Annotated in this window: 19 protein-coding genes and 1 riboswitch; of the genes, 15 read left to right on the top strand and 4 right to left on the bottom strand. The window is 66.9% G+C overall.

The window, feature by feature from the left end; genetic code table 11:
• Positions 1-14: 14 nt before the first annotated feature.
• Complete coding sequence (gene ettA / locus ACIPR8_RS18335) at positions 15-1,679, bottom strand: energy-dependent translational throttle protein EttA (RefSeq protein WP_192286702.1); 1,665 nt, start codon at positions 1,677-1,679, stop codon at positions 15-17.
• Between the two features lie 217 nt (positions 1,680-1,896).
• Between ettA and ACIPR8_RS18330 the strand changes: the two genes are divergently transcribed.
• Complete coding sequence (locus ACIPR8_RS18330; protein WP_446541931.1) at positions 1,897-2,361, top strand: RcnB family protein; 465 nt, start codon at positions 1,897-1,899, stop codon at positions 2,359-2,361.
• Between the two features lie 129 nt (positions 2,362-2,490).
• Here the strand turns inward: ACIPR8_RS18330 and ACIPR8_RS18325 are convergent, their stop codons facing one another.
• Positions 2,491-8,352, bottom strand: coding sequence for an MBG domain-containing protein (locus tag ACIPR8_RS18325; RefSeq protein ID WP_446541930.1), 5,862 nt, complete (start codon positions 8,350-8,352; stop codon positions 2,491-2,493).
• Positions 8,353-8,363: 11 nt separating this feature from the next.
• Complete coding sequence (locus ACIPR8_RS18320) at positions 8,364-10,058, bottom strand: ShlB/FhaC/HecB family hemolysin secretion/activation protein (protein WP_446541929.1); 1,695 nt, start codon at positions 10,056-10,058, stop codon at positions 8,364-8,366.
• Between the two features lie 237 nt (positions 10,059-10,295).
• On the opposite strand from ACIPR8_RS18320, the gene glyA reads away from it, so the two are divergent.
• From glyA to ribD, 5 genes are all read left to right on the top strand, one after another.
• Positions 10,296-11,549 (top strand): serine hydroxymethyltransferase, encoded by a 1,254-nt coding sequence (glyA, locus tag ACIPR8_RS18315; RefSeq protein ID WP_446541928.1) that lies wholly within the window; start codon positions 10,296-10,298, stop codon positions 11,547-11,549.
• Positions 11,550-11,720: 171 nt separating this feature from the next.
• Positions 11,721-12,254 carry a transcriptional regulator NrdR gene (gene nrdR / locus ACIPR8_RS18310; RefSeq protein WP_313252728.1) on the top strand — a complete coding sequence of 178 codons (534 nt, stop codon included), beginning with the start codon at positions 11,721-11,723 and terminating at the stop codon, positions 12,252-12,254.
• Positions 12,255-12,342: 88 nt separating this feature from the next.
• Entirely contained in the window at positions 12,343-13,077 is a 735-nt protein-coding gene (locus tag ACIPR8_RS18305; protein WP_446541927.1) for a hypothetical protein, read from the top strand.
• A 58-nt stretch (positions 13,078-13,135) separates the two neighbouring features.
• Positions 13,136-13,603, top strand: coding sequence for a GNAT family N-acetyltransferase (locus ACIPR8_RS18300; protein ID WP_313252723.1), 468 nt, complete (start codon positions 13,136-13,138; stop codon positions 13,601-13,603).
• A 117-nt stretch (positions 13,604-13,720) separates the two neighbouring features.
• The gene (gene ribD / locus ACIPR8_RS18295) at positions 13,721-14,806 is read left to right on the top strand and encodes a bifunctional diaminohydroxyphosphoribosylaminopyrimidine deaminase/5-amino-6-(5-phosphoribosylamino)uracil reductase RibD (protein WP_446541926.1); all 1,086 of its coding nucleotides are present in this window, start codon (positions 13,721-13,723) and stop codon (positions 14,804-14,806) included.
• 202 nt (positions 14,807-15,008) lie between these two features.
• On the opposite strand, the gene ACIPR8_RS18290 is transcribed toward ribD, so the two are convergent.
• Positions 15,009-15,632, bottom strand: coding sequence for an outer membrane beta-barrel protein (locus tag ACIPR8_RS18290; protein WP_446541925.1), 624 nt, complete (start codon positions 15,630-15,632; stop codon positions 15,009-15,011).
• A 157-nt stretch (positions 15,633-15,789) separates the two neighbouring features.
• A riboswitch (FMN riboswitch) is annotated at positions 15,790-15,976 on the top strand.
• A gap of 75 nt (positions 15,977-16,051) precedes the next feature.
• Here ACIPR8_RS18290 and ACIPR8_RS18285 point away from each other — a divergent pair.
• From ACIPR8_RS18285 to ACIPR8_RS18245, 9 genes are all read left to right on the top strand, one after another.
• Positions 16,052-16,654, top strand: coding sequence for a riboflavin synthase (locus tag ACIPR8_RS18285; protein ID WP_446541924.1), 603 nt, complete (start codon positions 16,052-16,054; stop codon positions 16,652-16,654).
• Positions 16,651-17,751, top strand: coding sequence for a 3,4-dihydroxy-2-butanone-4-phosphate synthase (gene ribB, locus ACIPR8_RS18280; RefSeq protein ID WP_446541923.1), 1,101 nt, complete (start codon positions 16,651-16,653; stop codon positions 17,749-17,751). Before ACIPR8_RS18285 ends, ribB begins: the two co-directional genes overlap by 4 nt.
• A 264-nt stretch (positions 17,752-18,015) precedes the next feature.
• Positions 18,016-18,483 (top strand): 6,7-dimethyl-8-ribityllumazine synthase, encoded by a 468-nt coding sequence (ribH, locus tag ACIPR8_RS18275; RefSeq protein ID WP_132865007.1) that lies wholly within the window; start codon positions 18,016-18,018, stop codon positions 18,481-18,483.
• Complete coding sequence (gene nusB, locus ACIPR8_RS18270) at positions 18,480-18,959, top strand: transcription antitermination factor NusB (RefSeq protein ID WP_132865006.1); 480 nt, start codon at positions 18,480-18,482, stop codon at positions 18,957-18,959. The genes ribH and nusB overlap by 4 nt, the downstream gene beginning before the upstream one ends.
• A gap of 91 nt (positions 18,960-19,050) precedes the next feature.
• Complete coding sequence (gene thiL, locus ACIPR8_RS18265; protein ID WP_446541922.1) at positions 19,051-20,043, top strand: thiamine-phosphate kinase; 993 nt, start codon at positions 19,051-19,053, stop codon at positions 20,041-20,043.
• A 168-nt stretch (positions 20,044-20,211) separates the two neighbouring features.
• A complete protein-coding gene (locus ACIPR8_RS18260) occupies positions 20,212-20,610 on the top strand; it encodes a roadblock/LC7 domain-containing protein (RefSeq protein ID WP_313252710.1) in 399 nt (132 codons plus the stop codon).
• Between the two features lie 152 nt (positions 20,611-20,762).
• Positions 20,763-21,125 (top strand): roadblock/LC7 domain-containing protein, encoded by a 363-nt coding sequence (locus tag ACIPR8_RS18255; protein WP_132865003.1) that lies wholly within the window; start codon positions 20,763-20,765, stop codon positions 21,123-21,125.
• Between the two features lie 77 nt (positions 21,126-21,202).
• Entirely contained in the window at positions 21,203-22,159 is a 957-nt protein-coding gene (locus ACIPR8_RS18250) for a hypothetical protein (protein ID WP_446541921.1), read from the top strand.
• Positions 22,156-22,710, top strand: coding sequence for a GTP-binding protein (locus ACIPR8_RS18245; RefSeq protein WP_132865001.1), 555 nt, complete (start codon positions 22,156-22,158; stop codon positions 22,708-22,710). The genes ACIPR8_RS18250 and ACIPR8_RS18245 overlap by 4 nt, the downstream gene beginning before the upstream one ends.
• Positions 22,711-22,718 lie beyond the last annotated feature (8 nt).

The following is a 22,718-nucleotide window of genomic DNA, read 5'->3' as shown; positions in this document are numbered from 1 at the left end:
CCGTCTGTCGGGTATTACTTCAGCGCCTTGAAGCGCAGGCGCTTGGGACCGGCATCGTCGCCCAGGCGACGCTTCTTGTCCTCTTCGTACTCGCGGTAGTTGCCCTGGAAGAACTCCACGTGCGAGTCGCCTTCGAAGGCGATGATGTGCGTGGCGATGCGGTCCAGGAACCAGCGGTCATGCGAGATGACGAACGTGTTGCCCGGGAACTCCAGCAGCGCGTCTTCCAGCGCACGCAGGGTTTCGATGTCCAGGTCGTTGGACGGTTCATCGAGCAGCAGCACGTTGCCACCCTGCAGCAGGGTCTTGGCCATGTGCAGGCGGCCACGCTCACCACCGGACAGCGAGCCGACCAGCTTCTGCTGGTCCTGGCCCTTGAAGTTGAAGCGGCCGATGTAGGCGCGCGACTGGATCTCCACGCCGTTGATGTTGAGGATGTCCAGGCCGCCAGCGATTTCCTGGAACACGTTGTGGTTGCCGGTCAGCGCGTCGCGGCTCTGGTCCACGTACGACAGCTTGACGGTCGGACCGACCACGATCTCGCCCGAATCCGGCTTTTCCTGGCCGGTGATCATCTTGAACAGGGTCGACTTACCGGCACCGTTCGGGCCGATGATGCCGACGATGGCACCCGGCGGGATGATCATCGACAGGTTGTCGATCAGCAGGCGCTCGCCGAACTTCTTGGAGACGTTCTTGAACTCCATCACCGAGTTGCCCAGGCGCTCGCCCGGCGGGATGAAGATTTCGTTGGTCTCGTTGCGCTTCTGGTAGTCAACGCTCTGCAGCTCTTCCAGGCGGGCCAGGCGGGCCTTGCCCTTGGTGCGGCCACCCTTGGCGTTCTGGCGCGACCACTCCAGTTCCTTCTGGATCGCCTTCTGGCGGGCCTTCTCCTGGTTGTCTTCCTGCTTCAGGCGCTCGTCCTTCTGCATCAGCCATTCGGTGTAGTTGCCCTTCCACGGAATGCCGCGGCCGCGGTCCAGTTCCAGGATCCACTCGGCGGCGTTGTCCAGGAAGTAGCGATCATGGGTGACGGCCACCACGGTGCCGGTGTAGCGCGCCAGGAACTGCTCCAGCCATTCCACCGACTCGGCGTCCAGGTGGTTGGTCGGTTCGTCGAGCAGCAGCATGTCCGGCTTCTGCAGCAGCAGGCGGCACAGCGCCACGCGGCGCTTCTCGCCGCCGGACAGGTTGCCGATCACCGCGTCCCACGGCGGCAGGCGCAGGGCGTCGGCGGCCACGTCCAGCTGGTTCTCCAGGGTGTGGGCATCGCCGGCGGCCAGGATGGCTTCCAGCCGCTCCTGTTCCTTTGCCAGCGCGTCGAAGTCGGCGCCTTCCTCGGCGTAGGCGTCGTAGATCTTGTCCAGCGCGGCCTGGGCCTGCAGCACTTCGCCCACGCCTTCCTCGACCGCTTCACGCACGGTCTGGGCCGGGTCCAGGCGCGGTTCCTGCTCCAGGTAACCGACCTTGATGCCGGCCTGCGGGCGGGCCTCGCCCTCGAAATCGGTGTCCACGCCGGCCATGATCTTCAGGACGGTGGACTTGCCGGCGCCATTGAGGCCCAACAGGCCGATCTTGGCGCCCGGGAAGAACGACAGCGAGATGTCCTTGATGATCTGCCGCTTGGGCGGGACCACCTTGCTGACGCGGTTCATGGTGTAGATGTATTGCGAGGACATGAAGTCTCCGTAGCGCACGCCCGCGCCCGGTCCGGCATGGACAGGGCCCAGGGCAAAAGGGAATGAGCCATTATAGCCGGAAGCCGGCCGGGGCCGGCCGACCCGCGAGGGCTTGCTGATTTGTGAATAGGAAAGATCCGTAACCGTTTCCAGCCGGAATCCGTTCAGATGACGTGAGCATGATGGAAACCGTCCACCCAACCTGTGAGGGCCACCCATGAAGATGAACCGTCTAGTTGTCGCCGCGATGACTACCCTGCTGGCCTTCGGTGCCACCGCACCGGCCTTCGCGGCAGGCGACCGTGACCACGACCGCGGGCGCCATGGGTGGGATGACCGGGGCCGGGGCCATGACCGCGGTCGCGGCCATGACCGTCATGAATGGCGCGATGACCGCCGCCGCTACAACGCCGGCTACCGCGAGGGCTATCGCGACGCCCGCTACAACGACCGGCGCTACTACGACCCGCCGCGTCGGGTGGTCTACCAGCCCTACGGCTTCCAGCGCGGCTATCGCTACAACAACTACTACGGTGGCCCGGTCTACGTGGTCAACGACTATGACCGCTACCACGTGCGTCGCCCCCCGCATGGCCACCGCTGGATCCGCGATGACCGCGGCAACCTGCTGATGGTGGCCATCGCCACCGGCATCATCGCCGACATCGTGTTCAACCATTGAGTTGATCCACGCAGGCATGAATGACAGAAGGCGCATCCAGCGGATGCGCCTTCTGCGTTCAGGGGGCGGGACGAGGCCCGGGTGACCCGGGCAGGGGAGAACGGCGCAGCTTCCTGGCCCGCCCGTCGGTCATTCCGGTTGATGGCTGAGGCAGCGGATGTCGCCCATGTGGACGCAGGCGTCGCCCGGGCGGGCGATGCCCTCGCCGATGGCCCGGTACAGCGGTGCATCGACGGCTGGCCCGGTGGGGGCGCGGCTGCCCGGCCTGGCCGCGTTTGCGGCGATCTCCCGCGCAATGCGGGCCTGCACCTCCGAGGCGATCCCCGAAACGTCCAGGGTTCCTTCCTGGTAGCTGATCGCGTAATTGGCCAAGCGGTCGCCCCGCGCGGCGCTGGCGAGGATGGCGTAGCGCCCCGGCCCGGCGTTGGCGGCGCTGCCGTCGCTGGAAAGGTCGAGCCCCTCGACGCGGTCACCGTTGAGCAGCCCCTCGACGGTGTAGCCGTCCAGCAGCAGCGCTTGGCCCATGCGCTTGCTGGCATCGCGGGCGGTGATGACCAGGTTGGCCTTGCCGACCGACATCTGGCCGTCGACGTAGGTGATGGTGTAGTTGCCCAGGCCTGTGCCCCGTGCGTCACCGGCGTGAATGGCGTAATGGCCCACGCTGGCATTGGCCGCCGCGCCGTCGCTGCCCAGCATCACCGAGGCCACTGCATCGCTGTTGAGCAGTCCGTCCACGCTGTAGTTGCCGAATCCGCCATCCTGGCCGTAGGTCTTGCTGCCGGGCCCTGCGGTGATGGTCAGCGTCGCCTTGCCGACGGACAGCAGGCCGTCGACGTAGGTGATGGTGTAGTTGCCCAGGCCTGTGCCCCGTGCGTCACCGGCGTGTATGGCGTAATGGCCCACGTTGGCATTGGCCGCCGCGCCGTCGCTGCCCAGCATCACCGAGGCCACTGCATCGCTGTTGAGCAGTCCGTCCACGCTGTAGTTGCCGAATCCGCCTTCCTGGCCGTAGGTCTTGCTGCCGGGCCCTGCGGTGATGGTCAGCGTCGCCTTGCCGACGGACAGCAGGCCGTCGACGTAGGTGATGGTGTAGTTGCCCAGGCCTGTGCCCCGTGCGTCACCGGCATGTATGGCGTAATGGCCCACGTTGGCATTGGCCGCCGCGCCGTCGCTGCCCAGCATCACCGAGGCCACTGCATCGCTGTTGAGCAGTCCGTCCACGCTGTAGTTGCCGAACCCGCCATCCTGGCCGTAGGTCTTGCTGCCGGGCCCTGCGGTGATGGTCAGCGTCGCCTTGCCGACGGACAGCAGGCCATCGACGTAGGCGATGGTGTAGTTGCAGAGCCCGGTGCCGGAGGCATTGCCGGCGGTGATGGTGTAGTCGCCTGCATTGGCGGTGACGGCGCTGCCAGTGCTGAGCAGTTCCAGCCCGCCGACTGTGTCTCCATTGACCAGGCCATCGACGGTGTAGCTGCCCAGGGACAATGCCTGGCCGTAGGTCTTGCTGCCATTGCCGGCGGTGATGGTCAGCCTGGCCTTGCCGACGGATAGCAGGCCATCGACGTAGGTGATGGCGTAGTTGCCGAGCCCGGTGCCGGAGGCATTGCCGGCGGTGATGGTGTAGTCGCCTGCATTGGCGGTGATGGCGCTGCCGTTGCTGAGCAGGTCCAGCCCGCTCACCGTGTCGCCATTGACCAGGCCGTCGACGGTGTAACCGCCCAGCGACGATGCCTGCCCGTAGGTCTTGCTCGCGTTGCCGGCGCTGATCGTCAGCGCCTTCGGATCGATGAACAGTTGTCCGGGCACGAAGTTCAGCAGGTAACCGGCGGCGGAGACATCGGCGCTGCCGGCAACAAGGTCGATGCGGTAGGGCAGCCCGGTGACCTTGGCGGTGACGCCGGCACCTGCCGAACTCAGCACTGGCACACTGGTGAACAGGGCGCGTACGTCATCGGCCTTGTAGGCGCCTGGGGCACCAGCCATGGCTCCCTGGACAGAGAAGGCGTTGCTCAGGTCGACGTGGTCGCCATAGACCTTGTGCAGGTTGTTGGCGCTGAGCGTCAGCGTGGGTTGGAAGGCGAATACGTAGCGGTTGCCGGATGCCGCGGTGCCGGCAAAAGCGGGGGTGTTCCAAAGGGCGGTGTTCCCGCTGTCAAGGCCATTGAAGGCATGCCCCAGCGAGGGGGATGCCAGATAGATGCGCCAGTTGCCCGTGCCGTTCAGTGCGATGGCGTCGGCGCCGGTGACGTTGTCGAAACGTCCTGCCGTGGCAAGCTCCACAGTGTCTGCAGACACACGCCCGGCAAGTTGCAGGCCTGCCGTTGCATTGGCCCTGAGGCCGGTGGCGATCACGTCGCCAAGCTGCAACAGGTTTGCGGCGGCCAGTTCGGTGACGGTGCCGGATTGGGCGTCCACACGACCAGCGAATTGATTGGCAACATTGTCGAGGCGGATTTCCCCGGACGCCAACCAGTTGCTGTTGCCGCTCACGCTGAGCGCGCCCTGCTGGGCAATGCCGCCGGAGCGTGCGGTGGCCTGCAATACACCACCGATGGATGCATCGTCGAACAGCAGCGATGCACCATTGAGGGAAGCAGCGTTCGCGACATTGGCATTGGCCAGCGACATCGCTCCGACGCTGTAGGCGTCCAGCGTGGCGGTATCGACATCGTCCAGGATCAGTCCCGAAAGCGCCTGGATGCGCGCCTGGGCTCCCCTGAGAGCGACCTTGCCACTGAAGGTGTTGGGATAGGCATCGAGTGTCAGGTCGCCGGTGAGGCCGGCGGTGAAGCTGGCGCCGCCCCCCACGGTGAATGCGCCGCCCTGGGTGAAGCCGGCGCTGCTGGTGACGTCGAGCCGACCGGTCGTACGGATCGCCTTGGTAGTGACGCTTGATCCCTTCAGCTCCAGATCAGTCAACCAGGCGCCAGCGGTGGTTCCTGCTCCCGATTGCAGTTCAAGCGTGCCGTGCGCGTCGAGCGCCAGGCTGCTTCGTCCATCACTGCTGCCGTCGATGCGACCGATCACCACACCGCCATTGTTGCTGCGGATGTTGAACCAGCGCGGCGTGCTCGCGGCCAGGTTGACGTTGCCCAGCTGGATCGCGCCGCTGGTCGTGACGTTGCCGCCGAGCTGGAGCGGACCGCCGACCTCCAGGCTGGCAAGCGCCTGGCGACTGCCGACGTCACCGGCAAACACCACCTCGAGTCCGCTCGTGAGCGTCAACGCATGCGCCCCATCGATGCGTCCACGGAAGTTGATCTGGCCGAGCTGGCTGTCCAGCACGCTGTCACCGCCCAGTACCGCATCGCCCTGGAAGTACTGCAACCCGATGCTCCTGCCACTGGCAGGAAGCCGCACGGTATCGGCGATCGCCCATACGCTGCCCACGTCGAAATCGGAGAACGCCAGCATGCCCTTGGCGTAGATGTTGCTGTTGCCGCCCTTCAGCGACATCGCACCACCGAACCGGTTCACGGGTCGGCCCATGCCATCCAACCGGTCCAGGCTGACGAAGCCACCGGCATCGATGCGAGTGGTCCCTCCGATATCCACCACGCTGCCGGCAACCTGCTGCAGGAAGCCGCTCAGGTCCAGCTGCAGGTTGTCCGACAGCAGGGTATTGCCCAGCTGCAGATTCCCTGCTCGCAGTTGCGCACTCCGTCCCGAAAGGCTGACCTCGCCGCTGAAGCGGTTTCCTGCGTCAGCCAGGCTGATATCGCCTAGGCTCCTGAAGCGTGCCCAGCCATCGACCTGGTAGCTGCCCATCTGGACCAGAGTCAGTGCGGAGTCGATATCGAGGTTGCCCTTGCTGGCGATGCCGCGGCCATTGAAGAGCTGTCCGGTGATGCTGACGTCGGCGGCACTGATGTTGCCGTTGACCTGGACCTGGCCTGTGGTACTCATCAGCAGGTTGTAGCCATTGGTGATGTTGCTGGAGATGCCATCGGTGGTGATGGCGCCGCCCCCCGTGCTGACCAGCTGGGTATTGCCATCCAGCCGTACGTCGCCCTCCAGCAGGATCGCGCCAGTGCTGGCAATGCGGCTGCCCAGAGTGATGCTGTCGGCGTGGCCGTATAGGCGGCCCACTGGCCCAGCTCCCCCGACGGCTCCACCCAGCGTGAGCTGGCGTGCGCTCAGGTTCAACGTGCCGCCATCGCCATCGAGCGTGCCGCCGAAACGCAGGCTGCCACCCAGCGATGACAGACTGCGCGCGCCGGACAAACGCACCGCGCCATCGAATGCGAGCGTGCCCATGGTGGTGATGTCGCCGAACAGGCGCGTTCCAGTACCGGAGGTGACTCTCAGGCCCTGGAGTGCAGTGCTTCCGCCAACAGCACTGGAGAAGGTGGTCATGCCGCTGGAATCGACGGCCAGCTGGTAGCTTCCATCCACCGTGCCGTTGAACTGGATCGCGCTGCCCTGCAGCGCCGAATTGCCACGCAGTGTCACCGCGGACTGGTAGGTCTGGTCACCGGTGGTGATCACCGTTCCGCCCAGATCAATGCTGCCGGCCTGCACAGCCAGGCTGCGGGCGTTGATGTTGCCCAGCCCCAGTACGCCACCGCTGGCCAGCGTGATGTCGCCGCCGTGGGCACTGACCCCGTTGCCGAAGCTGTTTCCAGAATTGGTCAGCGTGATGTTGCTGGAGCCTGCCTCGATCACGCTGGAACCACCAACCAACAGCGCACCGCCGTTGGACAGGTCGGTGGATGTCGCCAATGTCAGGTCGGCGCCCACGCTGCCACCGACGCTGCCGATGCGGTTGCCACTCTGCCCCAGGGTCGCACCGCCCTGGGTGGCCAGGCTGAGCGCTCCCTCCAGCGTGCCTCCGGCGGTCTGTACGGCATTGTTCGCCGCAATGCTGATCGTGTCGGCCTTGATGCCACCGCCCAGCATCACGTTTCCGGACGGCCCGCCATCGAACGCGACAGTGCTGGCCTGGATGCTGCCGTCGGCCATCTGGATCGCAACCGGACCAACGACGCTCGCACCGGCCACCGCCACCGATCCAGCGGTGATGGCCGCATTGCTGAGTGCCACCGGCGCCGAGCTGCGGATGGTGAGGCTGCCATCTCCGGCGTCGATGGCATTGGCGATGATCGTGCCGCCGGCGTTGATACCGGTGCTGGAAAGACCAGGCCCCATCAGTGCATTCATGCTGATGCTGCGCGCACTGAGGACGCCGCTGTTGTTGATGCCGGTGCCGGCGAACGTACCGACCGACGTCGGCAAGAACAGCAGCTGCGGAGATCCCGAAGACGACACGCCGTTCAGGACCATCGCGGCACCTGCAGCGACCAGGTTGATGTTGCCGTTGGCCGCTGAGATGATGCCGGTGTTGGATACCGCGCCACCGATCAGACTGATGCCGCCGGACGCAGCGCTCAGGGTCCCGCCGTTGTTGCTGACCACGGCGCCGGTTCCGCCGCCCGCCAGCTGGAAGGTGGGCGAAACGCCATTGGCATCCAGCAGCCCAGGCGTGCCGGGCGACAACGTGCTGGCCAGCAGGCCGCCGACGTTCACGCTGGCGCCCGAAGTGAAGGTGATGCCGGCCGGGTTGATCAGGAACACCTGGCCGTTGGACGACAGTTCACCGCTGATGAGGCTGCCCGAGCTGCCGGTGACCAGATTGATCGCCGTTGCCTGCGACCCCAGGCCCTGGTTGAACTGGACCTTGTTGCCCGCGCCGATGTCGAAACTGCTCCAGTTGATCAGCGCGGCCTGGCTGGTCTGGTCGATCGTCATCACGTTGCCGTTGACGTTGATCGATGCGGAACCGGCGACGATATTGCCGTTCTGCGGCAGGTTCTGCGCACTGGCCTGGCAAACGATGGCAAACAGCACTGCGCCAGCCACCGATGACACCAGCGCATGCCGCTGGCGGTCGGTGTTACTGCGGCTGCGCCGGCTCAAGGCCGTACCGTGCTCGGAAGCCACCTGCACCAGCCCCAGGGCCGTGTTGTAGACAAGGCGGTAAATGCGATTCATGGCGGATGTCCTCAGAAAGTCGTGCTGATGCGCGCCCAGTACTGGGTGCTGCGGCCGTCGCTGCCGCGATGGTTGCCGGTGGGCTTGGCCGCGCTCACGTCCAGGCGCAGCTCCGGTTGCCACGGCAGGCGCAGGCCAAGGCCGAGGCCGGTGCCTTCGAGGGTGACAGGCAATACGCCCAGGTGGCGGTTGTCCGGCGCCGGCGAAGTGCGGCCCCAGTCGTAGAACAGATTCACATCAAGCAGGTCACCCCAGCGGCGGCCATTGAACGGCGAGGGCTTGTTGGCGAAGCCCGGGGCGCTGACCTGGTACTCGAAACTGGCCTGCACGCCACGGTCGCCCAGCGCCGTGGACAGCGGGTAGGCACGCACGCTGGTGGGGCCGCCTACGCTGAACTGCTCCATCGGTGTCAGCGCGTCATCGGTGAACTGCGCGCTGCCACGCAGCAGCAGGCGCTGGTCGTGGGGCAGGGCCTGCAGGCGCGCCACGCTTGCCCGGGCCACCCAGAAGTACGGCGCGTGCGAGGTGTACAGCCAGTTCATCGGCGAGGATTCGTCATTGACCGACTTGCGCAGCGACACCTGGGCCAGGTTCATGCCGCGCCAGCGGTGGTCGGTATGGCGCAGGCTCAGGCCGGCGTCGACGACGTCAAAGGTGTGGCGCGAGAGCAGGAAGCCGAGCCCTTCGAGCTTGGAATCCTCGTGGATCCAGCGTGCCGAGGCCTGCACCCGCAGGTCGGCCCGCTGGATGAACTTCCAGTCGCCACCGGCATAGAACAGCGTGGTCGGGCCCTTGAGCTGCATCGAGGCGAAGGGCCCGGTGTTGACTTCCATCTCGCTGCGGCTGACGCCGGCAACGCCGCTCAGGCCCGGCACGTCATCGAACGGCACGCTCAGAGACAGGGCCGCCTGCCAGCTGTCGGCCGGGTCCAGCCCATAGCCGACGTTGGCCGCGAGCACATCTCCCGCGCCCAGTGCGTTGAAGGCGCTGATGCCCAGCTCAGCCCGGTACTTGCCGGTGCTGTCGGTGCCGTGGTTGCTCAGCCCGGCGGTGATCTCGTACGGGCGCGCGTTGTCGGTGACGAGCAGCACGATGTCGGTTTCGCCGGTGTTCTGGCCGGGCTGCAACACCGAGGTGACCGATACCCCGGGCAGGTCACGCGCGTAGAGCAGGGCGCGGTCGAGTTCGTTGCGGCGCAGCGGCCGGCCAATCAACCCAAGGCTGCTGGCGGTGAGCTGATCTTCGCGGTATCGCTGGCTGCCCTGCACCAGCACCCGGCCGACCCGGCCTTCCATCACCTTCAGCGTCAGCGTCTGGCTGTCGCCGATCTGCTGCGGCGGGATGTAGGCCACCGAAACCAGGAAACCCGCATCCCGGTAGGCCTGGGTGATACGCGCGGTGATCTGCTCGATCTGGGCGAAGCTAAGGGCCAGGGGTTGATCCGGGCCGAGCGCGCGCAGTGCCTGATTGGCCAGCGCCTCGATCCCCGCCGGGCTGATGCCGCTGTCGGGGTGTTCACCCACCCCCTCCACCTGGACCCGGGCGACCTGGACCGTCGCCACGGCCGGTGACGGATCGGCCGCCTGTGCCGGCACGGACAGCGTGGCCGCCAGGCCAGCCAGGGCCACGGCCAGCAGCGTCGCGCGGACCGGGGCGCTCCGGCGTGGGGGGAGGGACTCATGCGTGCTGCAGGCGGGGCGGGGCATCGGGACGTGTTCCTTGGAGATCGATCAGGGGCAGGCGGCAAACGCCCGCCTGTACCCTGTTAACCGTAAGAAGCCAGCAGGATCGATCAGCGAATTCAGGTAATCGCTTCGAAATGTGACTTGGTTCACTATTTGTCGGCGAATGGGTGATGCCGGGAAGGCAGCCCCGCGCGCGGGGGCGGGCCCGCAGGAACGGCTACAATCGGCAGTTCCCTCGCCCATCTCCTGGAGCTGACGATGTACTCGCGTGAAGTCCGTATTGCGTCCTACGACCCTGAACTGGCCAAGGCCATCGCCGATGAGTGCCAGCGCCAGGAAGACCATGTCGAGCTGATCGCCAGCGAGAACTACGCCAGCCCGGCGGTGATGGAAGCCCAGGGCAGCCAGCTGACCAACAAGTACGCCGAGGGTTACCCGGGCAAGCGCTACTACGGCGGTTGCGAGTACGTGGACATCGCCGAGAAGCTGGCCATCGACCGCCTCAAGCAGCTGTTCGGCGCCGATTACGCCAACGTGCAGCCGCACAGCGGCTCGCAGGCCAACCAGGCCGTCTACTTCGCGCTGCTGCAGCCGGGCGACACCATCCTGGGCATGAGCCTGGCCCATGGCGGCCACCTGACCCACGGTGCCAAGGTCAACGCCTCGGGCAAGATCTTCAATGCCGTCCAGTACGGCGTGAACGAACAGGGCCTGATCGATTACGACGAAGTCGAGCGCCTGGCGCTGGAGCACAAGCCGAAGATGGTCGTGGCCGGCTTCTCGGCCTACTCGCAGGTCGTGGACTGGGCGCGCTTCCGCGCCATCGCCGACAAGGTTGGCGCCTACCTGTTCGTGGACATGGCGCACGTGGCCGGCCTGATCGCTGCCGGCGTCTACCCGAACCCGATCGAACACGCCCACGTGGTGACCTCCACCACCCACAAGACCCTGCGCGGTCCGCGTGGCGGCATCATCATCGCCAAGGGAGCAGGCGAGGAAATCGAGAAGAAGCTGCAGTCGATCGTGTTCCCGGGCATCCAGGGTGGCCCGCTGATGCACGTCATCGCGGCCAAGGCGGTGGCCTTCAAGGAAGCACTGGAGCCGGAATTCAAGGCCTACCAGCAGCAGGTGGTGAAGAACGCCCAGGCGATGGCCACCACGCTGATTTCGCGCGGCTACAAGATCGTCTCCGGCGGCACCCAGAACCACCTGATGCTGGTGGACATGATCGGCAAGGAGGTGTCCGGCAAGGACGCCGAGGCCGCGCTGGGCAAGGCCCACATCACCGTCAACAAGAACTCGGTGCCGAACGACCCGCGCTCGCCGTTCGTGACCTCGGGCCTGCGCCTGGGCACCCCGGCCATCACCACCCGCGGCTACAAGGAAGCGGACTGCGTGGCGCTGGCCAACTGGATTGCCGACGTGCTGGACAACCCGGGCGATGAGAACGTCATTGCCGGCGTGCGTGAGAACGTCACCCTGCAGTGCCGTCAGTACCCGGTTTACGGTTGACGGTTTACCGGTGCCGGCCATGTGCAGGCACCGGTTCGTTGAAGGGACCGTCGCGGTGATGGTGGCCAAACCCCGGGCCGGGCAGCCTTGCTCCATCCCGGGGTTTGCTGTATCTGCGTTGTAGTATTTCCCGCGCCGTGTTGTCGGCGCCCGATGTTCAAGGCGAGATAGATGCACTGCCCGTTCTGCCAACACACCGATACCCGCGTCATCGACTCGCGCGTTTCCGAGGATGGCGCCACCATCCGCCGCCGCCGTGGCTGCGAGGCCTGTGGCGAGCGCTTCAGCACGCTGGAAACCATCGAGCTGAAGCTGCCGGTGATCATCAAGAGCGATGGGGGCCGTGAGGCATTCGACGCGCGCAAGCTGCGGGTGGGCTTCGACCGCGCGCTGCAGAAGCGCCCGGTGTCGGAGGAGCGCATCGAGGCGGCTGTGCGTGCGGTCGTCCACCAGCTGCGCATGTGCGGCGAGCGCGAAGTACCGTCGATCAAGGTCGGTGGTTTCGTGATGGATGAACTGCGCAAGCTCGACCATGTCGGCTACGTGCGCTTTGCCTCGGTGTACCGCAGTTTCGAGGACGTGGCCGACTTCCGCGACGAGATCGAGAAGCTCGAGCGTGACCACCCGACCGACGAGGGCCAGCTGCCGTTGCTGGAGGTGGCCGATGTGCCGGACGGCAAGGCGGCAAAGCCGGTCAGGCGGTGAAGCCGTGTCTGCCACGGCATGACAGGAAGACACGGTGATGCCAGGCCAGAAGATCCGGACGGTGCGGAACAGGTGGCGGCGGCTGGGCATGCTGCTGACGTTGGCCGTTCCATTGCCGGTGCTGGCTGCGGCCCCTCCCCACGCCGGTGTGTGTCCGGAGCCGTCGCAGCGGCTGGCAGCGGAATCAAACGCGGTCGCCGGCCACTACTACCTCTCCGGCATGCAGGAAGTGGGCTCGGAGCTGGTACTCGGCGCGGATGGGCGCTTCCAGTGGATGCTGGCCTACGGAGCAATGGATTTCGCCGCCCAGGGGCGCTGGTGGCGCAACGGGGGCTGCGTGGGAATGGCGCGGGAGCAGGGCGCCCAGGTGCCGTTCCAGCTGCTGCGGCGTGACGGTGACGAGCAGGCGCGCGCGACGTATGCGGACATGGACAAGTACCCGATGCCGGACCAGGGCGATCGCCTGCTGGTCTATGCATTCGAGGTCAGCCATGGCATGAGCGCCGATGGCCTCGAAGTCGCCTTGCGCTGGCCCGATGGCCAGGAACAGACGGTACAGGCCGAACGCGGTGCGGCCCTGTTCGCGCCGCGCCCGGGCATGCCGGTGCAGGTGGGGGCACGTTGGCCGCGCAGCGGCATGCCGATGACCTGGATGGCGGTGGACGGGGACGCGCGCTGGCCACTGTTGATGCGGCTGGATGTGGAAGCCCTGAGCGCCGGGGGCGATGCGCCGATGCCGATCTTCCTGCGTGTCGAAGACAAGGCGTTGGTGCCGGTCTGGCCGGGGGACGAACGTGAGCGTGGGCGTTACCAGCGGCCGTGAACGCTGGCCGTTGCGCAATGGGCCTGGCCGGTTCTGCCATTTGATTTCGTGAGTACGGATGTTGATCGTCAATCTGCTTGACCGCCCCGAACACCTGCCGGCGCTAGCGGCTGCCCATGTGCAGGCCTTCGGCGGCCTGCTGCCCGATTGGACCGTTGCCCAGGCCGAAGCCGAACTGCGCGCGCAGCAGCGCGATGCCATTCCGTGCAGCTGGCTGGTCGAAGACGGGCAGGGCTGGCTGGGCTCGGTCAGCCTGCTGCATGACGACCATGAGCAGATCCGCGGGTGGTCGCCGTGGTTGGCATCGTTGTACGTGCAGCCCCGCGCACGCGGGATGGGCGTGGGTGCGGCGTTGGTGCGGCATTGCGTCGCCCAGGCTGCTGCCCTGGGTGTGCCGACGCTGTACCTGTACTGCGAGGCGCCGATGGTGCCCTGGTACCAGGGCCTTGGCTGGCGGGTGCACGCCGAACTGCAGTTGGGGCCGTTGGCCATCACCGTGATGGAAATCCGGACGCGGCAAGGCTGAGTCCCACGCATGGCCGGCGGTGCAGGTGGCGGCACGCGTAAACTTGCACGCCAGGCACTCCGGATCGTCGTTCCCGCCGGTTGCCGTCATCGCACGCAGCATCCCTTGGAGTCCCGCATGAGCCCGTTCACCGCCACCGATCACCTGCTGATGGCCCGCGCGCTGCGCCTGGCCGAACAGGCGGCCTGGACCACGCGGCCCAATCCGATGGTCGGCTGCGTGATCGCGCACGGTGACGAGGTGGTGGGTGAAGGCTGGCACCAGCGTGCCGGCGGGCCGCATGCCGAGGTGTTCGCCCTGCGCGCGGCCGGCGAGCGCGCACGCGGGGCCACTGCCTATGTCACGTTGGAGCCCTGCGCCCATTACGGCCGCACGCCACCGTGTGCATTGGCGCTGATCGAGGCGGGCGTGGCGCGGGTGGTGGCGGCGATGGGCGACCCGTTCCCGGATGTGGATGGCGGGGGCTTCGCGTTGCTGCGTCAGGCCGGCATCGAGGTGGCGGTGGGCCTGATGGCCGACGCGGCACGCGCGCTCAACCGTGGCTTCCTGTCGCGGGTGGAACGCGGCCGGCCGTTCGTGCGGGTCAAGTTGGCCGGCAGCCTGGACGGGCGCACCGCCATGGCCAATGGTGAGTCCAAGTGGATCACCGGTGAGGCGGCACGTGCCGACGTGCAGCACTGGCGGGCCCGCGCCGGCGCCATCCTGACCGGTGCGGCCACGGTGCTGGCCGACGACCCGCAGCTGACCGCGCGCCCGGAACACGGCCAGTTCCTGCCGCCGCTGCGCGTGGTGCTCGATGCCCGGCTGCGCACGCTCGAACGCGCGCGGGTACGCGAAGGCGACGCACCCACCCTGTACCTGCACGATGCGGCACTGGCTGCACCCTGTCTGGAAGGGGCGGAATTTGCCACCGCCCCGTTGGGCGAGGATGGCCGCTTCGACCTGCATGCGGTGATGGCCCTGCTGGGCGCACGCGGCATCAACGAAGTCCATGTGGAAGCGGGCCCCACCCTGTGCGGCGCGTTGCTCAAGGCCGGCCTGGCCGACGAACTGCTGCTCTACATCGCCCCGCTGTTGATGGGCGACGGGGCCCAGCCGCTGCTGGCGGGCCTGGGCATCGAGCACATGGCGCAGGCAGTGCCGTTGGAGGTGGTGGATGCCCGCAGGGTCGGCAAGGACCTGCGCGTGTTGCTGCGCCCGTAGCCGCGCACCTGCGGTGGGAGCGCCTCCAGGCACGAAGCCGGGAAGGGCGCAGGCACCGGGAAGTTCAACCGCCTGCACTGCCAGATCGCTTTTTCTTCCGCGCACGGGAACCACACGTGCTTCGCGGCCGGGGCCGCTCCTGCGCGCCTGAAACAACAACGGGGGCCTTGGGGCCCCCGTTGCATGCCGATCCCGGAGGGGATCAGAAGCTGGCGCGAACGCCAACCGAGTACTGGCTGACGTCGTCGAACAGCTGGATCTCGCCGACCAGGCCCCAGGTCTGGTTGAACTTGACCTGGCCGCCCAGGGTGCCGACGAACTCGGTGTCCATGCGGCTGCCATCGATCACGCCGCCCTTGAGCCAGGCTTCAGTGCGCGGCGAGGGCTTGGCGCGGATGCCGGCGGTGATGCGGCCAGCGTTGGTGTGTTCCTTGTAGCTGCCGTCGTAGGCGCCGAAGCCGGAGAGCTCTTCCTTCGTGCCCACGCGGACCCAGGCGATGTCGGTGGTGAAGTCCACGCGGTCGCTCAGGTTCATGTGGTAGCCGATGCCCAGCTCCGGCATGTCCAGCGTGTACTTGGCGCGGGCGCCGTAACCCAGGTTGAAGCTCTCGGACATGCGCGAGTAGCCACCGAACACATTGACGTTCTTGGCGATGTTGTACGAACCGCGCAGGTAGGCACCGTTGGTCTTGGGATCGTCCAGGTTGTTGTCGTTGATGCGGACCTGGGTCCAGCCGGCTTCGACGAAGGTGTAGCTCAGTTCGTCAGCGGCGGCGGCGAACGGGGTGGCGGCCAGCAGGGCGGCCAGAATCAGGGTCTTGCGCATGAAAATCCTCTTCAAATCCAGTGTGTATCGCCCGGCCCATTGCAGGCCAGCACCGCAACCTCATGTCGCGGCGGCGGGAGTTTAACGAAATATTGACGGGAATCCATCCGTTCAGACGGGGCTGATACAATGCGCGGGCCGGTTCGCCGGCACGCACAAACGTCTTCAGGGCGGGGTGTAACTCCCCACCGGCGGTAGGTTTGGCGCCCTTTCCGGGGTAGCCGGACGAGCCCGCGAGCGCTCCGGTCGGCCGGCACAAACATGTGCAGATGGCGGGCAGGAGGTCAGCAGATCCGGTCAGATGCCGGAGCCGACGGTCATAGTCCGGATGAAAGAAGACGGTGTCCCGGGCCCCTCGCAGGGTCCGTGCGCCTGTTTGCCTTGCGGCGTTTTTCGCTCACTTTCCGCGGAGAACGTTAGTGTTTACTGGAATCATCGAAGGCGTCGGCATGCTGGCCGCACGCGAACCCATCGGCGGCGACGTCCGCTTCACCTTCAACGTCGGCAACCTGCCGTTCGACCACGTGCAGATGGGCGAGAGCATCGCCGTCAACGGCGTCTGCCTGACCGTCATCGCATTCGACGCGCACAGCTTCCAGGCCGATGCGTCCACCGAGACCCTGTCCCTGACCACGCTTGGCACGTTGGCCGACGGCGCGGTGATCAACCTCGAGCGCGCGATGCGCCCGACCGACCGCCTCGGCGGGCACCTGGTCAGCGGCCACGTCGATGGGCTGGGCAAGGTGTTGTCCATCCATGAGGATGCGCGCGCGTTGCGCTGGCGCTTCGCCGCGCCCGAACCGCTGCTCAAGTACATCGCCAGGAAGGGCTCAATCTGCGTGGACGGCGTCAGCCTCACCGTCAACGAGGCCGACGACGAAGGCTTCGAGGTCGCGCTGATCCCGCACACCGTCGCCAATACCGCGTTCTCGGCCACCGGCGTGGGCAGCGCGGTGAACCTGGAAATCGATCTGGTCGCCCGTTACGTCGAGCGCCTGCTGGGCCAAGGAGCCGCACGATGAACTTCGCACCCGTTCCCGAACTGCTGGAAGAGATCCGCGCTGGCCGCATGGTGGTCATCGTCGATGACGAGGACCGCGAGAACGAAGGCGACCTGATCATGGCCGCCGAGCTGGTCAAGCCGTCGGACATCAACTTCATGGTCACCCATGGCCGCGGCCTGGTGTGCCTGCCGCTGACCCGCACGCGCGCGGCAGACCTCGGCCTGGCGCCGATGGTGCAGGCCAATACCGCGCAGTTCCAGACCAACTTCACGGTCAGCATCGAGGCCGCCGAGGGCGTCACCACCGGCATCTCCGCGCACGACCGCGCCCACACCATCCGTACCGCGGTCAAGCCCAATGCCAAGCCGTCGGACCTGCACCAGCCGGGCCACATCTTCCCGCTGATCGCCCAGCCCGGTGGCGTGCTGACCCGCGCCGGCCACACCGAGACCGGCGTGGACCTGGCCATGCTGGCCGGGCTGGAGCCGGCCGGCGTGCTGGTGGAGATCCTCAACCCCGACGGCAGCATGGCGCGTCGCCCGGAGCTGGAGGTGTTCGCCCGCGAGCACGGCCTGAAGATGGGTTCCATCGCCGACCTGATCGCCTACCGCCTGGCCACCGAGCACACGGTCGAGCGCGTGGACGAGCGCGACATCGACACCGAGTTCGGTGCTTTCAAGCTGGTCACCTACCGCGACCGCATCGCCAATGACCTGCACTTCGCGCTGGTTCGCGGCACCCCGGACAAGGACACCCCGACGCTGGTGCGCGTGCAGGTGGAAAACCCGCTGGCCGACCTGTTGCACTGGCGCCGCGACGACTTCGGCGTGGCCGCCACCGATGCGCTGCGCGCCATCGATGCGGCCGGTGCCGGCGTGATGGTGGTGCTGTCGGCGCCGCGTGACAGCGGCAGCCTGCTGGCCCGCCTGCGCCAGCAGCCGGCGCCGGTGGTGCCGGGCAAGGACAAGGACGTGGGCCAGTGGCGCCGCAACGGGGCCGGTGCCCAGATCCTGTCCGACCTGGGCCTGGGCAAACTGCGGGTGCTGGGCACCCCGCGCCGGCAGATCGGTCTGGCCGGTTACGGCCTGGAGATCGTCGAGACCGTTCAGGCCTGAAGGCGGATGGGGTGAGAGGTTGTCCCGCGCACAGAACAACCCCTCCCCAACCCTCCCCTTGGCTTGCGCCAAAGGGAGGAGGCTGAAGCCGGCATTGCTGAACTCTGGCAGCTCGCTAGGACTACCCCCTCCCTTGCGCCGAAGGCGTAGGGGAGGGCTGGGGAGGGGTGTTCTCCGCCTTGTCCCGCAGCCCAAGCACCGCCAAGCCCGCCCCGCACCGCCCGCGCACGTTAAACTTACCTACCCTCAGGATCCCCACACCCCATGAGCCACTACGAAGGCGACCTCCGCCCGGCCGGTTCGGCCCGCTTTGCCATCATCGCCAGCCGCTGGAATGCCCGCATCACCGACGTGCTGGTCGCTGGCGCCCGCCAGAGCCTGGCCGGCAACGGCATCGGCGAGGACGCCATCGACGTGGTGCGTGTGCCGGGTGCGTGGGAAATCCCGCTGGTCGCCGCCCGCCTGGCCGCCGCTGGCCGGCACGCCGCCATCATCACCCTGGGCTGCGTGATCCGTGGCGATACCCGCCACTACGAGCATGTGGCCGACCGCTGCGCCGAAGGCCTGATGCGCGCCCAGCTGGATTTCGGCGTGCCGGTGCTCAATGGCGTGCTGGCGGTGGAGCGGGTCGAGGATGCCGAGGCCCGCGCAGGCGGCAGCCACGGCAACAAGGGTGAGGAAGCCGCGTTGGCGGCATTGGAAATGGTCAATCTTCTGGAGCAGTTGCCATGAGCAGCAAGAACAACGGCAAGCCTGCCGGAAAGCCCGTCCGCCGCGACGGCATCGACCCGGTGCTGCGCTCGCGCGCCCGTCGTCGTGCCCTGCAGGCGATCTATGCCTGGCAGATCTCCGGCGGCAACGCCGAGTCGCTGCTGGCCCAGTTCGCGCACGAGCAGGCGCATGAAATCGCCGACCTGGCCTACTTCGAGAGCCTGCTGCGCGGCGTGCTCGACCACCGTCGCGACCTGGACGAGGCGCTGGCCCCGTTCGTCGACCGTGGCGTGGAAGAAGTCGATGCGATCGAGCGCGCGGTGCTGCGCGTGGCCGCCTACGAGCTGCGTTACCGCCTGGACGTGCCGTATCGCGTGGTGATCAACGAGGCCATCGAGACCGCCAAGCGTTTCGGTTCCGAACACGGCCACACCTACGTCAACGGCGTGCTCGACCGCGCTGCGGTGGAGTGGCGCAAGACCGAGTCCGGCCAGTAAGCCGACGGCGGCCTCGCCGCCGCCCGTGACCCATGAACACGCCGGGGCCGGCATCATCGGCACCGGCGTTTTCGTATCCAGAGTGCAACCCATGAGTCTTGACGAGTTCGGCCTGATCGATCGCATCCGTCGCCGCACCGGTGCACGCGCCGACATCGCGCTGGGCATTGGTGACGATGCCGCGCTGCTGCTGCCTGCGCCCGGGCAGCAACTGGTGGTCACCGCCGATACGCTCAATGCCGGGGTGCACTTCCCGCACGAGACTCCGGTGCAGGACATCGGCTGGAAGGCATTGGCGGTGAACCTGTCCGACCTGGCCGCGATGGGGGCGCAGCCGGCGTGGTGCACCTTGTCGCTGTCGCTGCCCGAATCATCGGCCAGTTGGGTGGAGGGCTTCGCCGAGGGCTTCTTCGCGCTGGCCGACCGGCACGGGATGGCGTTGGTCGGGGGCGACACCACCCGCGGCCCGCTGGCGATCTCGATCACCGCGATGGGCCAGGTGCCCGTCGGCCAGGCGCTGCGCCGCGACGGCGCGCGGCCGGGCGACGATGTCTGGGTGACCGGCGTGCCGGGTGAGGCGGGCCTGGCGCTGGCGCTGTGGCAGCAGGGGCAGCTGGCGGTGGCCGGCCCCGTGGCCGAGCCGGCACGGGAGCAGTTGCGGTTGCGCCTGGCCAGGCCGACGCCACGGCTGGAGGCCGGCCTCGCGCTGCGCGGGCTGGCCAGTGCGGCGATCGATGTCTCCGACGGCCTGCTGGCCGACCTCGGGCATGTCTGCGCGCGCAGTGGGGTTGCCGCGGAGGTGATGGAAAGCAGCCTGCCGGCATCGCAGCACGCCAGCGAGCTGCAGCTCGGCGCGGCTTTCGAAGATCTGCGTGCAGGCGCCGGTGACGACTACGAGCTGTGCTTCACCGCGCCGGCGTCCGCGCGCGCGCAGGTCGCTCAAAGCATGGCATCGGTAGCAGTTCGGGCTACACGTATTGGCTATATTCGAACCGGAAGCGGGGTCCGGCTGCTCGACGGGGAGGGCAAGGCAGTCTCCAGGGAGCGGTCGGGGTTCAATCACTTTTCGATCGGGGGGCAATAGGAAAAGCCCGTTTTGAACGATGAGAAATGCCGTTCACATCGTGTCCACGTATTCATACATACCATCAACAACGTGATCGATGTCGCGTTTTTCGTTCCTGCTGGGTGCGACGCGATTAACAGGGGATCGTGAATGGAAATGGCAACGCTTGAAAAGGTCAGGGCGAAGATGAGCGATGTAGGTTCGCCTTCGGTGACCGTGGACGGCCCTGCGCTGGAAGCGGCACTGGACAGCGTGATGGAAGGCAGCGCTGGCATTTCCATGTTGTTGGTGTCCACGGCCGATGGCCGTGCCATCGCGCACCGTTCCCGCAACAAGCTCGACCCGCGACGTCTGTCGGCGATGAGCAACTCCTTCCTGACCCTGGGTGAGACCCTGTCGCGCGAGCTCGGGCTGGCAACGGCCGACTACGTGACCATGTCCACCGCGCAGGGCAGCATGGTGTTGGTCCGCGTCGATGCCGACCGTCCGTACACGCTGGCGGCATTGGGCCATTCCGATACCTCGCTGGCGATCCTGCTCTACGCGGCCCGCGATGCCGCGGCCCGCATCAAGTCCCTGCTGTAACCCCATTGGCTGTAACGCATCTGTGCTACAGGTTTTCCGGCGTGCCGGAGGACCGGCCCGGGTCGACGGGCTTCGCCTCGACCAACCGTGTTGCCTTTCCGGGGAAGGACTGGGCGGCACGTCATCAAGATCACTGAACCTTGGAGATGAACATGGCTGGAAACGTAAAGCTCGACAAGTTGAATGAAATCGCCGGTTTCGTCGGCGCTGCCCTGGTCGACAGCGACAGCGGCATGGCCCTGGGCATGCTCGGCGGCGGTCCGCTCAACCTGGAAGTCGCTGCGGCAGGCAACACCGAAGTGGTGCGCGCCAAGCGCCGCGTCGCCGCGTCGCTGGGCATCACCGAGGCGATCGAGGACATCCTGATCACCCTGACCAAGCAGTACCACCTGATCCGTCCGCTGGAAAGCAACCAGGACCTGTTCCTGTACGTGGTCCTGGACCGCTCGCGCGCCAACCTGGCCCTGGCTCGCCACGAGCTGAAGTCCTTCGAGCAGACGCTCGACTTCAAGTGATCGACCGATGCACCGCTGCCCCGTGACGGGGCGGCGGTGCAGTTGATGCGCTTCGACGCCCAGGCCTGATCGATACGATGAGTGCACCCGCCCGCAAGATCTCCGCCGCCGTGATTGGTTGCCAGGGACTGGATGTCCTGCACGTCATGCGGCTGAAGGTCGCCAGTTCGCTGTTGATGGCCGAGTACATCCAGGCCGACGTGCAGGAATGGAACCAGCAGAAGGTGGACCTGCTGGTGGCCAGTGCCGACGACAGCCGCGGCCAGGAGCTGCTGCGCGAGGCCGACCGGAAGGGGCTGCCGGTACTGGCGGTCACCCGCAACGTCCTGTCCAGCCTCGGCGTGCCGGGCGTGGCCTATGGCGCCAGCGTCCGCGAGATCTTCCAGCAACTGCGCCAGCTCCTGCTGGCCGCGGACAGCAGTGGCGAGCGGTTCCGCCCGCGTACCCTGTTCCGCAGCCTGGAAGAGGCCAGGGGCAAACCCTGCCTGCTGCACATGGGCCTGGTGAAGGTGGTGGTCGATGCCGACCAGACCCAGGTCACCCTGCTGCGCGACATCCCCTACGAGAACTGCCTGCGGGCGGCGGCCGAAGCCGGCTGGACGCTGTCGCTGCTCGACGGCGACACGACGCTGGAGCAGTGCATGTCCGATGCGGTCGGGCAGCACCCGTTCGAGGATTTCTGCTGGCGGGCGGCGGCGCTGAACAGCGAGCCGCTGCTGCCGGTGGACCTGCAGGGCCATTGCCGGCTGCGCGGTTGGCCCGAGGTGGAGACCGGCAGGCTGCCGATGCAGTGGCTGCTGCCGATGGCGGCGATGATGATCCGGCCATGGCGACCGGACGAGCTGGCCCAGGCCACGGGTACGTCACTGGACGACGTTGCCCGTATCATGGGGGCCGCTGCCTGCACGCACCTGCTGGATACCTCCAGCGCGCCGGTGGCCACCCCGCGCGGCTCCGGCAACAAGGTCTCCGGCTTCTTCTCGCGTATCGCAAAACGGTTCGGGCTCAATTTTTCCAAGGGGCTTCAGGTCTGACGGCTATGGCAACCAAGCTGGTATTTGTCGGTGAAATGGGTGCGGGAAAAACGACCGCGATCAGGTCGATCTCGGACATGGAACCGATCAGCACCGAAATGCCGATCAGTGACGAGGCGGCACTGGAGGCGTTCGAGGACAAGTCGCATACCACCGTGGCGCTGGACTACAGCTCCATCGAGCTGGGCGACGGCGAACTGCTGCATGTCTACGGCGTGCCGGGCCAGGCCTACCTGGATTTCATGTGGCCGATCGTCGCCGAAGGAGCGATTGGCGTGATCGTACTTGTGAGCGCACTCAACCCGCGCGCGCTGCCAAGTACGCTGACGCTGCTGGAACACTTCCGTGCATTGGCGCCGGAGGCCTGCTTCGCGGTGGGCATCACCTGCCAGGACCGCGAACCGGCGTTCCGCTTCACCGATTTCCGCAACGCGCTGTCCCAGGCAGGCCATCGCCTGCCGGTGATGTGGGTGGATGCGCGTGAGGCCAGCCAGGTCGACTTCCTGGTCAAGGCATTGCTGTCCTGCCGCTACGCTGAAGCGGTGGCGTAACACCACCG

The sequence above is a fragment of the Stenotrophomonas sp. LARHCG68 genome (assembly GCF_052871705.1).
The sequence above is the reverse complement of the archived record's forward strand: the minus strand, read 5'-3'. Positions and strand labels throughout refer to the sequence as shown.

What these genes read in the sequence shown, in the direction of transcription:
- nusB (WP_132865006.1), top strand. Translation starts at nt 18,480, where the DNA reads ATGAGCAGCAAGAACAACGGCAAGCCTGCCGGAAAGCCCGTCCGCCGC.
- thiL (WP_446541922.1), top strand. Translation starts at nt 19,051, where the DNA reads ATGAGTCTTGACGAGTTCGGCCTGATCGATCGCATCCGTCGCCGCACC.
- ACIPR8_RS18250 (WP_446541921.1), top strand. Translation starts at nt 21,203, where the DNA reads ATGAGTGCACCCGCCCGCAAGATCTCCGCCGCCGTGATTGGTTGCCAG.
- ACIPR8_RS18290 (WP_446541925.1), bottom strand. Translation starts at nt 15,632, where the DNA reads ATGCGCAAGACCCTGATTCTGGCCGCCCTGCTGGCCGCCACCCCGTTC.
- ACIPR8_RS18330 (WP_446541931.1), top strand. Translation starts at nt 1,897, where the DNA reads ATGAAGATGAACCGTCTAGTTGTCGCCGCGATGACTACCCTGCTGGCC.
- ACIPR8_RS18320 (WP_446541929.1), bottom strand. Translation starts at nt 10,058, where the DNA reads ATGCCCCGCCCCGCCTGCAGCACGCATGAGTCCCTCCCCCCACGCCGG.
- glyA (WP_446541928.1), top strand. Translation starts at nt 10,296, where the DNA reads ATGTACTCGCGTGAAGTCCGTATTGCGTCCTACGACCCTGAACTGGCC.
- ribH (WP_132865007.1), top strand. Translation starts at nt 18,016, where the DNA reads ATGAGCCACTACGAAGGCGACCTCCGCCCGGCCGGTTCGGCCCGCTTT.
- ACIPR8_RS18260 (WP_313252710.1), top strand. Translation starts at nt 20,212, where the DNA reads ATGAGCGATGTAGGTTCGCCTTCGGTGACCGTGGACGGCCCTGCGCTG.
- ettA (WP_192286702.1), bottom strand. Translation starts at nt 1,679, where the DNA reads ATGTCCTCGCAATACATCTACACCATGAACCGCGTCAGCAAGGTGGTC.
- ACIPR8_RS18300 (WP_313252723.1), top strand. Translation starts at nt 13,136, where the DNA reads ATGTTGATCGTCAATCTGCTTGACCGCCCCGAACACCTGCCGGCGCTA.
- ACIPR8_RS18325 (WP_446541930.1), bottom strand. Translation starts at nt 8,352, where the DNA reads ATGAATCGCATTTACCGCCTTGTCTACAACACGGCCCTGGGGCTGGTG.
- ribD (WP_446541926.1), top strand. Translation starts at nt 13,721, where the DNA reads ATGAGCCCGTTCACCGCCACCGATCACCTGCTGATGGCCCGCGCGCTG.
- ACIPR8_RS18305 (WP_446541927.1), top strand. Translation starts at nt 12,343, where the DNA reads ATGCTGCTGACGTTGGCCGTTCCATTGCCGGTGCTGGCTGCGGCCCCT.
- ACIPR8_RS18255 (WP_132865003.1), top strand. Translation starts at nt 20,763, where the DNA reads ATGGCTGGAAACGTAAAGCTCGACAAGTTGAATGAAATCGCCGGTTTC.
- nrdR (WP_313252728.1), top strand. Translation starts at nt 11,721, where the DNA reads ATGCACTGCCCGTTCTGCCAACACACCGATACCCGCGTCATCGACTCG.
- ribB (WP_446541923.1), top strand. Translation starts at nt 16,651, where the DNA reads ATGAACTTCGCACCCGTTCCCGAACTGCTGGAAGAGATCCGCGCTGGC.